The sequence below is a fragment of the Streptomyces sp. NPDC018000 genome, assembly GCF_044328025.1.
Classification (GTDB): Bacteria; Actinomycetota; Actinomycetes; order Streptomycetales; family Streptomycetaceae; genus Streptomyces.
On the sequence record NZ_JBIRGM010000001.1, the window covers coordinates 744,168 to 758,278 of the forward strand.

At 65.9% G+C, this 14,111-nt stretch carries 14 protein-coding genes and 3 pseudogenes; 10 read left to right on the forward strand and 7 right to left on the reverse strand.

Annotated features, from left to right (window positions below; genetic code table 11):
- Positions 1-13: 13 nt before the first annotated feature.
- Positions 14-418 carry an ATP-binding protein gene (locus ACH4EW_RS03540; RefSeq protein ID WP_398250723.1) on the reverse strand — a complete coding sequence of 135 codons (405 nt, stop codon included), beginning with the start codon at positions 416-418 and terminating at the stop codon, positions 14-16.
- A 213-nt stretch (positions 419-631) separates the two neighbouring features.
- On the opposite strand from ACH4EW_RS03540, the gene ACH4EW_RS03545 reads away from it, so the two are divergent.
- The 6 genes and pseudogenes from ACH4EW_RS03545 to ACH4EW_RS03570 all read left to right on the forward strand — a co-directional run bounded on the left by ACH4EW_RS03545 (position 632) and on the right by ACH4EW_RS03570 (position 3,822).
- Positions 632-1,513: a helix-turn-helix domain-containing protein gene (locus ACH4EW_RS03545; RefSeq protein ID WP_398250726.1), complete on the forward strand. Its 882-nt coding sequence runs from the start codon at positions 632-634 to the stop codon at positions 1,511-1,513.
- Positions 1,510-1,716, forward strand: a complete 207-nt coding sequence (locus ACH4EW_RS03550) for a DUF397 domain-containing protein (protein ID WP_398250729.1) — start codon at positions 1,510-1,512, stop codon at positions 1,714-1,716. Before ACH4EW_RS03545 ends, ACH4EW_RS03550 begins: the two co-directional genes overlap by 4 nt.
- Positions 1,717-1,981: 265 nt before the next feature.
- Positions 1,982-2,395, forward strand: a complete 414-nt coding sequence (locus ACH4EW_RS03555; protein ID WP_398250732.1) for a hypothetical protein — start codon at positions 1,982-1,984, stop codon at positions 2,393-2,395.
- A gap of 39 nt (positions 2,396-2,434) precedes the next feature.
- Positions 2,435-2,563 (forward strand): annotated as a pseudogene (locus ACH4EW_RS03560) (IS5/IS1182 family transposase); the annotation flags it as partial.
- Between the two features lie 40 nt (positions 2,564-2,603).
- Positions 2,604-3,176 carry a transposase gene (locus ACH4EW_RS03565; RefSeq protein WP_398251272.1) on the forward strand — a complete coding sequence of 191 codons (573 nt, stop codon included), beginning with the start codon at positions 2,604-2,606 and terminating at the stop codon, positions 3,174-3,176.
- Positions 3,177-3,315: 139 nt separating this feature from the next.
- Positions 3,316-3,822, forward strand: a complete 507-nt coding sequence (locus ACH4EW_RS03570) for a hypothetical protein (RefSeq protein WP_398250735.1) — start codon at positions 3,316-3,318, stop codon at positions 3,820-3,822.
- A gap of 1,431 nt (positions 3,823-5,253) precedes the next feature.
- Here ACH4EW_RS03570 and ACH4EW_RS03575 read toward each other — a convergent pair.
- Together ACH4EW_RS03575 and ACH4EW_RS03580 are read right to left on the reverse strand one after the other, a co-directional pair.
- Positions 5,254-6,732: pseudogene (locus ACH4EW_RS03575) on the reverse strand (DNRLRE domain-containing protein); the annotation flags it as partial.
- An 84-nt stretch (positions 6,733-6,816) separates the two neighbouring features.
- The gene (locus ACH4EW_RS03580; RefSeq protein ID WP_398250738.1) at positions 6,817-7,155 is read right to left on the reverse strand and encodes a hypothetical protein; all 339 of its coding nucleotides are present in this window, start codon (positions 7,153-7,155) and stop codon (positions 6,817-6,819) included.
- A gap of 405 nt (positions 7,156-7,560) precedes the next feature.
- Here ACH4EW_RS03580 and ACH4EW_RS03585 point away from each other — a divergent pair.
- A pseudogene (locus tag ACH4EW_RS03585) lies at positions 7,561-8,113 on the forward strand (IS4 family transposase); the annotation flags it as partial.
- Between the two features lie 202 nt (positions 8,114-8,315).
- On the opposite strand, the gene ACH4EW_RS03590 reads toward ACH4EW_RS03585, so the two are convergent.
- From ACH4EW_RS03590 to ACH4EW_RS03600, 3 genes are all read right to left on the reverse strand, one after another.
- Positions 8,316-8,462 (reverse strand): hypothetical protein, encoded by a 147-nt coding sequence (locus ACH4EW_RS03590; RefSeq protein WP_398250741.1) that lies wholly within the window; start codon positions 8,460-8,462, stop codon positions 8,316-8,318.
- A gap of 115 nt (positions 8,463-8,577) precedes the next feature.
- On the reverse strand, positions 8,578-9,417 hold the full coding sequence (locus ACH4EW_RS03595) for an MOSC domain-containing protein (protein ID WP_398250744.1): 840 nt from the start codon (positions 9,415-9,417) through the stop codon (positions 8,578-8,580).
- Positions 9,414-10,064, reverse strand: a complete 651-nt coding sequence (locus ACH4EW_RS03600) for a CatB-related O-acetyltransferase (RefSeq protein ID WP_398250747.1) — start codon at positions 10,062-10,064, stop codon at positions 9,414-9,416. The genes ACH4EW_RS03595 and ACH4EW_RS03600 overlap by 4 nt, the downstream gene beginning before the upstream one ends.
- A 78-nt stretch (positions 10,065-10,142) precedes the next feature.
- Here ACH4EW_RS03600 and ACH4EW_RS03605 point away from each other — a divergent pair, with 78 nt between their 5' ends.
- The 3 genes from ACH4EW_RS03605 to ACH4EW_RS03615 all read left to right on the forward strand — a co-directional run bounded on the left by ACH4EW_RS03605 (position 10,143) and on the right by ACH4EW_RS03615 (position 13,232).
- On the forward strand, positions 10,143-10,811 hold the full coding sequence (locus ACH4EW_RS03605; protein WP_398250750.1) for an O-methyltransferase: 669 nt from the start codon (positions 10,143-10,145) through the stop codon (positions 10,809-10,811).
- Between the two features lie 264 nt (positions 10,812-11,075).
- On the forward strand, positions 11,076-12,287 hold the full coding sequence (fabV, locus tag ACH4EW_RS03610; RefSeq protein ID WP_398250752.1) for an enoyl-[acyl-carrier-protein] reductase FabV: 1,212 nt from the start codon (positions 11,076-11,078) through the stop codon (positions 12,285-12,287).
- Positions 12,288-12,356: 69 nt separating this feature from the next.
- Positions 12,357-13,232 (forward strand): alpha/beta fold hydrolase, encoded by an 876-nt coding sequence (locus ACH4EW_RS03615; protein WP_398250755.1) that lies wholly within the window; start codon positions 12,357-12,359, stop codon positions 13,230-13,232.
- Positions 13,233-13,368: 136 nt separating this feature from the next.
- On the opposite strand, the gene ACH4EW_RS03620 is transcribed toward ACH4EW_RS03615, so the two are convergent.
- Positions 13,369-14,010 carry a superoxide dismutase gene (locus tag ACH4EW_RS03620; protein ID WP_398250758.1) on the reverse strand — a complete coding sequence of 214 codons (642 nt, stop codon included), beginning with the start codon at positions 14,008-14,010 and terminating at the stop codon, positions 13,369-13,371.
- Between the last annotated feature and the right edge of the window lie 101 nt (positions 14,011-14,111).

Sequence of the window (14,111 nt, forward strand, 5' to 3'; positions counted from 1 at the left end):
TGAGGAGCTTGCGTCATGACACCATCGCCTGCTCGATGCCCAGGTGGACCCACACGGTCTTGCCGGGGTCGCGCGGCCGTACGCCCCACTTCGCGGCAAGGGCGTCGACAATGACCAGGCCCCGGCCGGAGAGGTCGTCGAGCGACGGGGTGCGGAGTTCAGGCATTCGCCACTGGTAGGAGTCGGACACCTCCAGTACGAGGATGCCGTTGCGACGACGTAACCCCAGCTCGAAGTAGTCGCCGGTGCCCTTGGCGTGGTTGATGGCGTTGGTGCTCAACTCACTGACGATCAGGGCGGTTTCGTCGATGAGACCGCCGAGTCGCCACTCGGTGAGGATGCTCTCGGCGTGGTGCCGGGCGGCGGGGACGGAGTCCCTGCGGGCCCGGAACCTCTTGATGTGCGTACGCCCGGACATGGGTCCCCCAAGGTCGTGGGTGGGCAGGCGAGATCGAGGTCACGGAGTGCGTTCATTGAGACGCGTTGCGTGATGCATCTCACGGTAGAGTGAGAATCTGTTGGAGCGCAACTGAGTGATAGCGAGAATTTGCATCTCACTCACGGTCTCAAGCGCCTGGCGTGTAGCGTCCGTTGGCGTGCAAACTGGTCACACGCGGTAAGAGGAGGGGACATGCCCGCAGGTGGACGCCCTACTGTGCGCAGTAGGCGGCTCGGTGCGGCGCTCAGGAGGTATCGCGAGGCGGCGAAGCTCGATCAGCAGCACGCCGCCGATCACATCGTGGGTTCGAAGGCCAAAATCAGCCGGATCGAGGCCGGTCAGGTGTCGGCCCGACCTGGCGATGTTCGGCTGCTTCTGGAGCTGTACGGGGTGGAAGACCATGCGGTGTACCAGCGCTTGGAGCAGTTGGCGCGTGACTCGAACAAGCGTGGATGGTGGCTCAACTTCAGCTGGGCGACCAGGGAAGCCGGGTTTGCCGACTTCATCACGCTGGAGACCGATGCCACCTTCATCCGGACGTGGCAACCGCTCTTCATCCCCGGTCTGCTTCAAACCGACGACTATCTGCGGACGTTGATGAGTTCGGACCTCACCGTTCATTCGGCCGAGTCGGTAGATGAGGCGCTTGCGATGAGGGCTGTGCGGAGAAGCCTCATTGGGAAGGACGGTGCACGATTCGCGGCGGTCATCTGGGAGCCAGCTCTCACGGCACCCATGCCCTCGCGGAAAGTGCACCGCGAGCAACTCGAACACATTCTGAATGTGGCCCAGCAGCAAAATGTACGTGTTCAGGTGCTCCCGCTGTCCGAGTGGCGGGCGGCTCACCTCTCGTCGCACTTCGTCATGCTCAGTTTCGGTCCCGAGCCGGCGTCAGAGGTTGTTGGCTACGACACGACAACCAGCACTGTGCTCCTCGAAGATCTGGAGGAGATGGCGGGCCATGCGCGGATCTTTGAGGCTCTGACTGCGGCGGCGCTGACCCCAAACCAGAGTCTTGCGTTTATCAGGAAGACTCTGCGTGACATCCCGGAGAGTGAGAAGGAAGAGGAATGAAGCGCCACGAGATCGTGACGGCATTCAAGAAAGCCAGTGCCTCCCAGAGTGCGGGCCAGGACTGCGTCGAGGTCGCCCAGACCGCCGACGGCGGCCGGGCCGTCAGGGACAGCAAGAACCGCGACGGCGGGCTCCAGTTCTACGCCCCCGAGGAGTGGGCGGCGTTCATCGACGGGGTGAAGGCCGGGGCCTTCGCGCGCTGAGCCACTCCGCGACCTCGACCACGTTCGATCGGTTCCCGGCCGCTCGTTCGCCCGGTATGGCCGGCGCGGATACGTCTGTGTCGGCACCGTCAATGCTGCCGCAGTCGACATCTGGCTGCGGCCGTGATCGGAGAGACGGAACGCGGCACCAAGAGTTGTCCCGTAAGCGATGGTCGAGGCAGGTAGGGCATGACCGTCCCGTATCCGCTGTAGCGAAGTTGCAGTGGCAAGATGACGGCTTCGACCATTCTGAGAGGTCATCCTCGTGCCCACGCCTGCCGACTACCTCGTACTGGCGCATGCCGAGAAGGACAGCTTTGTCCTGCAGCGTCTCGCGCGGTGTCCGTACCCGTTCGTCTGGCAAGCCCTGGCCGCCAATCCCTACACCCCGCCCGAAGCCCTCCAGGAACTGAGTACGGCCCGAGACAGCGTCTGGAACGACAACAGGCTTCTTCGCCTGCTGGCAGAACACCCCGGCGCGAACCCCGTCGTTCTTCGAGCTGTCCTCGAAGCCGTTGCAGCGAAGCTCGAGGAGGGCGAACGACCCTACGCCGCCGTACTCGCTCTCGCCGACCGGCTGGAACTTGAGGTGGACGAGGTGCGCAGGCTCGGAACCCTTCGTGGTGCCTCTGCTCGTCTACGCCACCGGCTCAACCTGCGGCTGAGCGTCCGCATCTGAGTCAACCCAACCCTCCGGCATGGTTGAGATGATCTCGGAATGACTGGTGTGATCACGTCGTCGGAGCCTTCCTTGATAGCTCCGTTCACCGGGCTTAGCCCGCGCTCCATCGGCAAGCTGGTGACCGCACTGCGCCGCGAGGGTGCGGGCCGGCCGCGCACTGGCCGTGCCGCCCGAGGGCCACACCGTCCGGATCAGCCAGTACACCGTGACCATCCGCCCGCAAGCCGGCCCACCCCGCACCGAGACCTTCCGGCTGGTCACCAGCCTGCTCGACCACCAACGCGCCCCGGCCCACCAGTTGGCCATGGCCTATCACCAGCGGTGGGAGATCGAAAACGGATTCGCCGAGTCGGAGAACCGTCTGCGCGGCGCCGGATTCATCCTGCGCTCCAAGGCACCAGAACTGATCTACCAGGAGGTCTACGCACTCCTCACCGTCTACCAGGCGTTGTGTGCACCGCAGATGTACGCGGCGGAACACAGCGGGGTCGATCCGGACCGGATCTCCTTCAGCGTCACCTTGCAGCTCGCCCGGCTGAAGGTCGCCGGCCAGGCCGCAGCGGACGCGATCACGTTGGACACCGCCCGCCGCGAGGTCGTGACGGAGATCCTGGCCGCCCTCCTCCCGGCCTGCCGCAACCGGCAGTGGCAGCGCATCAAGAAACCCATCAAGAACACCTTCGTGGTCAGGAAACGGGACCAGCCCCGCACTCCGAGTAACGTCCACTACACACTCAGAGTCACTCGATACCCCACCCGACCTGCGGAAACGCGGTAAGTCACCGGCACTGCAGCTCAGAAGACACTTTCACCTTTCCGCCCACGACTTGGACACTGCCGCAAGTGAAAAGCGCAGGTTAATGTTTGGGTAGCAATACCTACTTGTGGCTCGACTGTCGACGTGAGAGAGGTGCCCCTTGAGTAGACTGCTGGACACATATGAAACCGTGGTTAGTCCAAGTTACCGCCTGTTCGGGTTGGTTGATACAGTTGTCGACACGTATGGGCCAGATCCGGATAATGCGAATTGGCTGATTTCCGTCCCCGGCCTGGTTTATCTGCAGGTGCCATCCCAGGTTATTGAGGCGGTCGTTCGGTTGGAGAGCTGGTCCACCCTTCCTCCCGAAAAGGATGCCCATTGGTTCGGCCGAGAAGAGGTGGAGGTGAAACTTCCCGGAGGTGATCTTGGAATTCATACCATTGATGGCGGGGTGCAACAGATCCCTTTGATCCTTCCCTCACCCGGTCTGTACAAGATGCGATGGCAGTGGATGTTCAATGGTGAGAGGGGCCCTTTCATCTCTCCGATAGGAGGGGCGCGCACGTTGCAAATTCCTCCGGGGCAGAAAGATGAATTGGATGGTAAAGATCTATACTGCCTTGTGCAGATCTGGCGCATAGCCGCCGGTGTCAAAGCCGGGTGAAAAGACTGCGGGGCTGGCATGATGAGCCGGCCCCGCATTTTGACTACTCCCGAGCTGGTGTCTCGGTCAGTCGCCGATGACGAGTATGAAGGCGTCGTGGTTCAGGATCCGGTCGTTGTCGTACCAGCCGTTGAGGCGACGCCCAGCCTCTTGGTTCTCAACCCGGTCGATGTAGCGAACAGAGAATTCGTCCGTGTACTGAGCTCCTTCATAATCTGCGCGTGCCGCACCCTCATATGTAGAGGCCATAGGGAACTCGTCGCAGTCGAGTTCTTCATCCGGTCCGGGCCGACCCGGCATGGTGGGCTTGGCGCAGGCGGAATCTTTAGCCCTGCTATTGGCGTTGTAGCGGCTCAACTCAAGCGCCCCGGCCGCCTTCGCGAGGCGGTGCATCGGCTGCAATGCTTCTCCGCCGGGCAGGCTCTTGTCGGCCTTTGTCGGGAAGGTGCTGCCCGGGTTCTCGAGCGCGTCGCCGACATGGTCAGCGACCGCAGCCACTCCAAGGTACGGCTCTACAGGAGCAGCAGGATCGCTCGTGTCGCTTCTGTCGTAGCGAAGGGCGGGTGTGGCGTCGGGAAATACGGAACCCAGTTGGGCGCGCTGGTTGTAGGCAGCGCTGTCGAAACGAACTTCCCCTTCCTCACCCTCCGAAGGGAGGACCTGGTCGTAGCCGGGGATCTTGAACTTGAGGACCGGGGTGAACAGGCCCGTAGCGATCTGATCGCCATTGGCGACATCGGGAAGCTTTGGCGCCGATGACCAGAGGTCGAATTTTGTGTCGCCGTCGTACTTCCACTGGCTGGGTGGATCGCTACGGCCGGGGTAGATTCCGGTGTAGCAAGCTTCCTCGACCTTGGCTTCCGGCGGGGCTCCGGCAGCCCAACTTCCCTCGCATTCCAAGGCGGCTTCCAGCTTGGCGCCAACCTTATTGAAGTCTCCGCTGGAGACGAAGACATCCACGTTGAAGTCAAATTCGACGTACCGGGTGTACGAGCCGCCGTCCAGGCCGCCTATCTTACCCTGCCCGATAAGCGTATTTCGCGATATGAAGGTACCTTGCAGATAGCACCCCGGTGGCCACAGTCCACACTTGATGGCTGGCATTACCGTCAAGGTCTCCTGGCAGTAGGAGAAACGATTCTTTATGTACCCGGCCCTGTTGTCCGAATCGTCAGCGTTGACGCATTCGTCGACGTTGGCGATGTACTCGTACTTGTCAAGGCCTGAGTTCTCGGGCTTGCGGCCACGGATGAACCTTGTGCTGGGAACGGTGTAGGTGCGCTCCCAGACAGCCGCTGTTTCGGCAGCTTGCAGGGCGGAGGGGCCATTGCGCGGCTGCACACCGAGCGCTTCCAAGTTGCCGTCCCTGTTCAGGACTTCCTCCACCTTGGCGGGGTCGGCAATCAGCTCGGGGTCGTTGATCGTGTAGGAATCGCCGGGCTGAAGGGTGGTGGGCACGCCGGCGGCTGCAGTCTCCACGACGAACGTGCGCCACGGGGACCAGTTGAGGTTGTAGTGGGTGCCGTCGTAGGCGTTGGTACGGAACTTGTACATCTTGCCGTCCACGAGCTGCCCGGCCGGGACCTGTACAGTCGCCCACTCTCCGGGGGTGACGGAGTTGGAGACGAGCAGTCCTTCGCCTGCCGGCGTGGTGATCGGCGTGTTGGTTTCCGCGTCGTAGACCTGGAAGGTACCGCTCACCAGGTCGCCGTCCGCGTCCTCGAACTTGTCCCTCAGCGTCGGTGTAAGGGTGTTGACACCCCACACATCGTTGTAGGACCGGAACGGTGGGCCTGCTTGCTGGGCCGTGCCGTCCAGCGGCCGGTAGTTGTAGGTGACGCTGAGCCTCGGTTGGTTGGTCGCGTTGTTCGCGGAGTTGACACGCTTCCATGCCAGGGTGCTGTCGTTGGCCGCGCGCAGGCCCATGTGGCCGCGGGTCGCCTTGGCGGAGGCCCAGGTCTGCACCAGTGTGTCGACGTCGGCATTGATCCATCCGTCGGGTTGGCTGCTCGTGCAGCCCGGGTTACCAGCCGTCTGGGTGGAAGAGTGGTACTGGGTCCAGGTCGGCTGGTTCGTCCACCGTGACGAGGTCGATGGCGCGCTGGTGTTCCCGACGGTCCAGGTCTGTGCGGAGCAGTCGGTGTTTCCTGAGTGGAAGTTCCACAGCGCCAGGTTCGTGTCGACGATCAACGCGTCCTGGAAGGGGGTGGTGTTCCACGTGATGAAGGACCTCGCGGTGCGGGGTGTCCCGTCGGGGTTGGTGGTGCCGGGGTTGCCGAGGTCGAGTTCGACGTCGGTGGACCAGTCGACGGTCTCGCCCTGCTGCACGTAGGTGTCGAAGGTGTTCGCCAGTGCGGAGGTGGAGGGGTCAACCGTGACGGGGTACTGCGTCGCCGGGTCGGCGAGGAAGTCCGGGTCGGGGGTGACGACGAGGTCGATGTTCCCGTCCCCCTTGTCGAGGACCTCCATGTCGACGCGGGCCCGGTGGGTGTGTTCGCCGGACCGGTCGTCAGTGGCGGCGTCCCACATCACCGGGGCGGGCATCGTGGCCCGGACGTCGCCGGTCTCGGCGTCGGTGAATGTGACCGAGCCGTCCTTGTTCGCCTTCGCTTTCATGCCCTCTGCCTGTAGCGGCAGGGTGTACGTGAAGTCGGCGGCGGCAGGCTTCTCGGCGAGCTCGACGAACTGCTCGAAGCCCGTACGGGTCGCCTCGACGATCACGTCGGCGCCCGGGACGGCGTCGTGGTAGCGGGCGCGGGTCCCGTCGAGTTCGGGCTCAGGCAATGCACCCTTCCACTGGAGGGTCACGCTCCCGTCACCGCTTCCCAGCGTGACCAGGTCCCGCGCGGGGGAGTTCTGCGCGGCCTTGAGGGACTTCGCCTTGGTACCCCCCTTGCTGGCCAGGCGCAGCCCGTGGGGGTGCTCCTTCGAACGGACGGTGCCGTCCGTGTCCTTGGTAAGGGTGACGTCGACCTTCCGCCACTTGCCGGCCCGTCACACACGCTCCGGACCGGAGGTGAGCTCGGTGGTCAGTGTTCCGTCCGCGTTGGCGACGGTGTAGGAGGTCGCGGTGGTCTCGTCCGTGGCGACCACCTTCTCTCCCGTCTTCTTGGCCTCGGAAATGGCCCAGCCCTTGGACCCCTTGGGGTGCTTAGCGGCCTTGGCTGGTTCGGAGGACGAGCTTTTGGCCTCCGAGGACTCTTTCGCCGGAGGCGGCGTGGAAGCACTTGCCGTCCCCGCTGCGAACGTGACTTCCGCGACCAGCAGCAAGGCGGCCCCGACCGCGAGCCGAGCTCTGGTTCTCCCGTGCGAGCGGCGTATTCGTGAGTGCACGAACCACACACCCTTTCTTGATCGACAAGGTGTATGGGCACTGTAGGTGTGAAAAAGTGGCTATCGGGCTTGACAGAAAAAGATCGACTGGAATCAACTTTGCCGAAACATGGGAGAGTTGTGACCCGGGGTGTGTCCCTCTGTAAACGTTGCATTAATCACGCCACAGCGTGGCGATCATGGCCGAATGTCGATGTGGTTGCTGGTTGGTGTGTCACGCAGGACTTTGGCGTAGTCGGCTACCGCCCCGACCGCTTCGACATCATCAGAGCCCTGGTCTGCCTCGTCGGGACGGCGGTGATGGCGAGCGCGTGATCGGCCAGCCATCCGGCGAGGAACACGGCGCTGATGGCGAGGGGTTGGCGTGTGGCGGAGCCGGGCTAACAATACCGTTCAGTTAAGTGCTTCTACGGGTTCCGCCTCTGGCAGCGGGCCGCGGCCACAGGAGCGGATCTGCTCTGGCGAGTGAAAACGAACCTGCGGCCCAGGTATCTGGAAAGCCTGACCGACGGGTCCTGGCTGGCCCGGATCGTCCCGACATCGGGCACGAACCGGGCCACGACGGAGCCGCTCACGGTCAGAGTGATCGACTACACAGTCGATGACGGCCGGGGCAACGCCGAGGAGTACCGGCTGTTGACCACGATCCTCGACCCTGCCGAGGCCGGCGCCGAGGACCTCGCAACTGCTTACGCCCAACGGTGGGAGATCGAGACCACCTTCGACGAACTGAAAACCCACCAGCGCGGACCCCGCGCGGTACTGCGCTCGAAAGCCCCCGACCTTGTCCAGCAAGAAATCTGGGGACACCTGTGCTGCCACTACGCCATCCGCACCCTGATGGCTGACACTGCCGCACACGCCGGGTGCGCCCCCCGACAGAGTCTCGTTCGTCAAAGCCCTCCGCATCGCGCGCCGTTCAGTCGCGCAGAGCGCGTTTTCCCCCTCCGGGCACTGATCCAGCCGATGCGACCTGGCGTCACGCCGTCCGATGGCTCACCCAACACCTCAACCCAAAACGCCGAAAACGCTCACACCCCCGAGTCGTCAGGCGCAAAGTCCTGAAATGGGCCGCGAAACGCTCCCACCACACACACTGGCCCCAGCCCAAACACGGCCCCCACATCACCATCCAAACTACTAACTGAACGGTATTGGGGCTAGGTGCGACGGCCATAGACGAGGCCGCCAAGGAAGCTGCCGGCCGAGAACGCGGCCCGCACCGCAGTCCGCATCCGCCTGGGGGCGTTCGTGCCGGGCAGCCGCTTCCCGCTGGAGAAGGCGATGGTGCGGGGCCGGGTGGCCACGAGGCGAGGACATTGCTCCGGCTTCCCATGCATCGCGCCAGACGCCGCGGGCTGATCCACGAAGATCGGAGAGACGCGCCCCAGCGGGCCAGGGGTCAGCGGCGGGTTGGGGGCTTCACCGGCCGATCCGCTCCGCGACCTCGACCACGTCCCCGACGCTCACCACGCCCCCGCGCACCACCGCGTTCTTCGCGCCGAAGCTGACCTTGTTCTTGTACTCCGGTTCGCGCCGGTACGTCGACAGGGTCCGGATCGGCTCCGGGCCCGCGCGCCGGCCGGTCCTCTGGTCGACCATGGGGACGGCGCATCGCGTGGCCCGTACCGAATGGGCGAGTTCCACGGAACCGAGGATCATCCGGCGCACCCGGTCCTCGAAGTGCGGCTCGTCGTTTCCGGTCAGGACGATGTTGGGGCGGAAGCGGTCCATCGGCACCGGCTCGGCGTCGCCCCGGGCGGTGATGCGGGCGTTGAGGCCGTCCAGGGAGGCCGTCGAGGCGACCAGCACCGCGTGTGCGTCGGCGAAGTTGACCTTGCCCGGGGTGTCGCCCCAGCCGTCCCGGTCGAAGCCGGGGGCCACCCGTACCAGGCGGGACTTCGCACCGAGCGCGTCGGAGAACCATTCCGCGACCTCGTCCCCCTGGTCGGCCGCCGCGCCGAGCGGGCGGTCGAACATGCTGACATCGCGGCGCGGGCCGTCCCGGTCGACCTTCAGGTGGAGTGGTTCGACGCCATCGGCGGACAGCGCCAACACCGCCCCTGTGTCCAGGACTTCGACGCGGATCGCGGCCATCGAGGGATGCGTGCGCTGGCTGCGGAAGGCGCCGTCGGCTGCGTCCACCACCATGAACGTCCGGTCGTGTTCGAGGCCGGTATCGACGACCTGTGCGGAATCGACCGTGGTACCGGCGCAGCCCTTGACCGGGTAGTAGGTGAGTTCTCGAACGGTGATCGTCACGATGTCTCCTCCGGCGCAGCCGCTTCGAGGTCGTCGATGCTGCCGGACATGATGGTGCGGATATGCCGGGTGAGGTGCTTGGTGGGCCAGTCCCACCAGGCGACGGCCAGAAGCCGGATGATGGTCTCCTCGTCGTACCGGGTACGGATCAGCTTGGCCGGATTGCCGCCGACGATGCCGTAGTCGGGTACGTCACCGGTGACGACCGAGCCGGCGCCGATGATCGCGCCGTGCCCGATCCGTACGCCCGGCATCACCATGGAGTTGTAGCCGAACCAGACGTCGTTGCCGACGACCGTGTCGCCCCGGCCAGGCAGCCCGGCCAGCAGATCGAAGTGGTCGGCCCAGGAGCCGCCCATGGTGGGGAAGGGGAACGTGGACGGGCCGTCCATCCGGTGGTTGGCGCCGTTCATGATGAACCGCACCCCCGTCCCCAGTGCGCAGAACTTCCCGATGACGAGCTTCTCGGGGCCGTAGTGGTACAGCACGTTGCGGGTCTCGAACGCGGTCGCGTCGTCGGGGTCGTCGTAGTACGAGTAGTCCCCGACCTCGATCAGTTCGGACTTCACCAGGGGCTTCAACTGCACGACCCGGGGCTGGCCGGGCATCGGGTGCAGGACGGTGGGGTCGGCGGGGCCAAGGCTCATGGCGCCCATCATTGCATCCACCTCGCATGATGTAAGTTCCCTTTGGGAACTCGCAAGGGATCGAGAGAGGGGCATGCCGTGACGTTGGCGCAGTGGACCGAGGTCGACGACTACTTCAACGGCCTGTTGGTAGGCCCGGACGAAGCCCTGGACGCGGCCGTCGAGGCCAGCGACAAGGCCGGGCTTCCGGCGATCCAGGTCGCCGCCAACCAGGGCAAGCTGCTGAACCTGCTGGCCAGGCTCCAAGGGGCGCGCACCGTGCTGGAGATCGGCACTCTGGGCGGCTACAGCACTATCTGGCTGGCCCGCGCGCTGCCCGAGGGCGGCAAGGTCGTCACGCTGGAGGCAGATCCGGCGTACGCGGAGGTCGCGCGAGCCAACATTGAGCGGGCGGGGCTCGCGGATGCCGTCGAGATCCGGGTCGGCCGCGCCCTCGACACGCTGCCGGAGCTCGCCAAGGAGGGGCACGGCCCGTTCGACGTCGTGTTCATCGACGCGGACAAGCCGAGCAACCCGGACTACCTGGCCTGGTCGCTGAAGCTGACCCGGCCCGGCAGCCTGATCATCGCCGACAACGTGGTGCGGGACGGCGAGGTGGTCGACGGCGGAAGCGACGACCCGAAGGTGCAGGGAGTGCGCCGCTTCACCGAACTCGTCGCGGCCGAACCGACGTTGAGCGCGACCGCCCTGCAGACGGTCGGCAGCAAGGGATACGACGGATTGATGATGGCCCTGGTCACCGGCTGATACCTGATGGGCTGCTTGTGACGGTACGACAAGCAGCCATTGGGTGGGCAGCGCGGCAGGGTGGGGATGGGGTCGGGCGGCGGGATTCGGGCGTCGGCGGAGCCGCGCCCGCCGAAGTGGTGGGAAGTCTCCAAGAGCGGCTGAGCATTACTGTGCCTGGTGGGGTGACCTCCCGTGTTCGTGCGGTCGCAGACTTGCAGGGCGTGGTGCGGGCCTCCGCGTCGCCGCCACCTCCGTCCGTGACGACCCGAAAGACCCGAGCCCATGAGCGAACGCGTCATCGCCCCCAAGAACCGCGGCTTCCTCTTCCTCGACTCCCACCCGGCCGGCTGCCGGCGCCTGGTGGAGGACATGTGGCAGGCCGTCCCCGCCCCTTCCCGGGTGCCCGACCGGGCACCGGTGGCACTGGTCATCGGTTCCTCCGCCGGGTACGGGCTGGCCGCGACGATCGCCGGTCTGGCCCGTGCCGGGATCCGCGGGATCGCGGTCTGCTTCGAAAAGGCCCCTGGACGCCGCACCGGCACGGCCGGTTGGTACCGCACTGCCGCGACCGCCGAACTCGCCCGGCGGCACGGTCACGACATGGTGTTCCTCAACGGAGACGCGTTCTCCGACGAGATGAAGCACCAGGTTGCCCACGTACTGAAGGAGCGCTTCGGCGGCCGTCTGGACCACCTGATCTACTCGGTGGCCGCCCCGCGCCGCACCGACCCGGACACCGGGACCACCTATGCGTCCGTCCTCAAGCCCATCGGCGAGGCGTACAGCACCAAGACCCTCGTGTTCGACGACCGGGGCACCGGTGAGGTGCGGGAGGTCGAGACGCAGCCGGCCGACGGCGACGACATCGAGCAGACCGTCGCCGTCATGGGTGGGACGGACTGGGAACGGTGGATCGATTACCTCGCCGGCCGGGGGCTGCTCGCCGACGGATTCACCACCGCCGCCCTCTCCTACATCGGCTCCCCCCTGACGGCCGCGATCTACCGGCAGGGCACCATCGGCGCCGCCAAGTCCCACCTCGAACAGACAGCCCGCACTCTCGACGAGCGCCTCGGAAAGCTGGTCGGCGGGCGCGCGGTCACCTCCGTCAACGCGGCTGCCGTCACCCAGTCCTCGACCGCGATTCCCGGCATCGCTCTGTACCTCGGGCTGCTCCGCAACGTCCTCGGCAACGCCATGGTCCCGCCGATCGGGCAGCTCACCGGCCTGTGGGACCAGTTGACCGGTGTCCGCCCGCTCGACCTCGACGAAGAAGGGCGCGTGCGCCTCGACACCTGGGAACTCGCCCCTGCCGTCCAGGAGGCTGTCACCGCGCGGTGGAGCGCCGCCACGACCGAGAACATCGCCGAACTCGCGGATCTCGACTGGTTCCGCGCCGAAGTGCAGCGGCTGTACGGGTTCGCCGTACCCGGCATCGACTATGCCGCACCGGTCGAGACCGACATCTCCTGGCCGGACACCGCCGCCCCCTGAAGCAATTCGGTCGAGGATTCGACGGAAAGTCCTTCGACACGATCGGCGGATCCGGTCATGATCAGGCACATGAGTTTGCACGTGATTGATCCGGTTCGTATCGGTACCGAAGAGCTGCCGGGAGGGCGGCAGCTGGGCTGGGCCGAGTGGGGGCCGGTGGACGGTGTGCCGGTGCTGCTGTCGCCGGGGGCGGCCACCAGCAGGCATCTCGGGTTCGGCGGTGACGTGGTGGACGGTCTCGGGGTGCGGCTGATCTCGCTCGACCGTCCGGGACTGGGCGCCTCCTCGCCCCACCCCGGCCGCACCTTCGGGGACTTCGCCGACGGCATCCGCGCGTTCGCCGCCCTGCGCGGCCTGGGCCGGCCCCTGATGGTCGGCAACTCGCAGGGGGCGCCCTTCGCCCTCGCGTGCGCCGCTGCCGGTGTGGTCGGCGCGCTCGCGGTGGTCTCCGGTGCGGACGAGATCGCCGCGCCGTGTTTCGCCGACGCGCTGCCGGGTGAACTGCGGCGCCTCGTCGACCTGGCGGTGGCCGACCCGGCCGCCGCCGAGAAGGTCTTCGCCGGGCTCACCCCGCAGACGATGTGGGACATGGTCATGTCCGGCAGCCCGGAGTGCGACCTCGCCGTGTATCGGCAGCCCGCGTTCGAGGCCGCCTATCGGCGCGCGCTCGACGAGGCGTTCGCTCAGGGGGCCGCCGCAGGCTATGCCCGGGACACGGTTCTGGCCATGGGCCGCTGGGGGATCGAACTGCCGGACATCGCCGTACCGGTCGACATCTGGTACGGGGAGAAGGACACCGGCCACTCGCCCGACCAGGGCGCCGGTCTTGCCGCGCGCATCCCCGGCGCGGTCCGGCACCTGGTGCCGCAGGCCGGCGGGGCGGTGCTCTGGACGCATGCCGAGCAGGTGCTGAGCACGCTGCTGAAGCGCGCCCCCGCCTCCTGACACCCGCCCCTGCAGCGCAACCTGACAACAGAAGGACCCCCGCCTGTCACGTCCAGGCGAGGGTCCCCCCTCCATCCGCCTGCCCGGTGAAGGTTGAGAAGACGATCACGAGGCAGGGCGTTCGTGCGCCTCCCCGTCAGGGGGCGAGCAGCAGCACGTCGGCGCGCTCCTTGGCGGCCGCGTAACGCTTCGCCACGTCCTGCCAGTTGACGACGGCCCACATCGCCTCGATGAAGTCGACCTTCTGGTTCTTGTACTGGAGGTAGAAGGCGTGCTCCCAGGCGTCGAAGACCAGGACCGGGACGGAGCCCTGGCCGACATTGCCCTGGTGGTCGTAGACCTGCTCGACGATCAGCTTGCCGCTGACCGGCTCGTACGCGAGGACGCCCCAGCCGGAGCCCTGCGTGGTGGCCGCGGCCTTCGTCAGCTGGGCCTTGAAGCCGGCGAACGAGCCGAACGACTCCGTGATCGCGTCCGCGAGGTCACCGACACCGTCCGCCGCGAGGGGCTCGCCGCCGCCGTCGCCGGTCATGTTGTGCCAGTAGATCGAGTGCAGGATGTGGCCGGACAGGTGGAACGCGAGGTTCTTCTGGAGCCCGTTGATCGCACCCCAGGCACCCTTGTCGCGTGCCTCCTCCAGCTGCTCCAGGGTGTCGTTCGCGCCCTTCACATAGGCGGCGTGGTGCTTGTCGTGGTGGAGCTCGATGATCTGCGGATTGATGACCGGTTCGAGCGCCGCGTAGTCGTACGGGAGTTCCGGGAGCGTGTACGTGGCCATGTGGTCGAACCCTCCAGCTGCTGTCTCATTGTTATTGCAACCTATGTGCAAGAGCAGGCTAACAGCAGCAAAGCTGGAAGGTGATCAGCCCTTCGACCTAC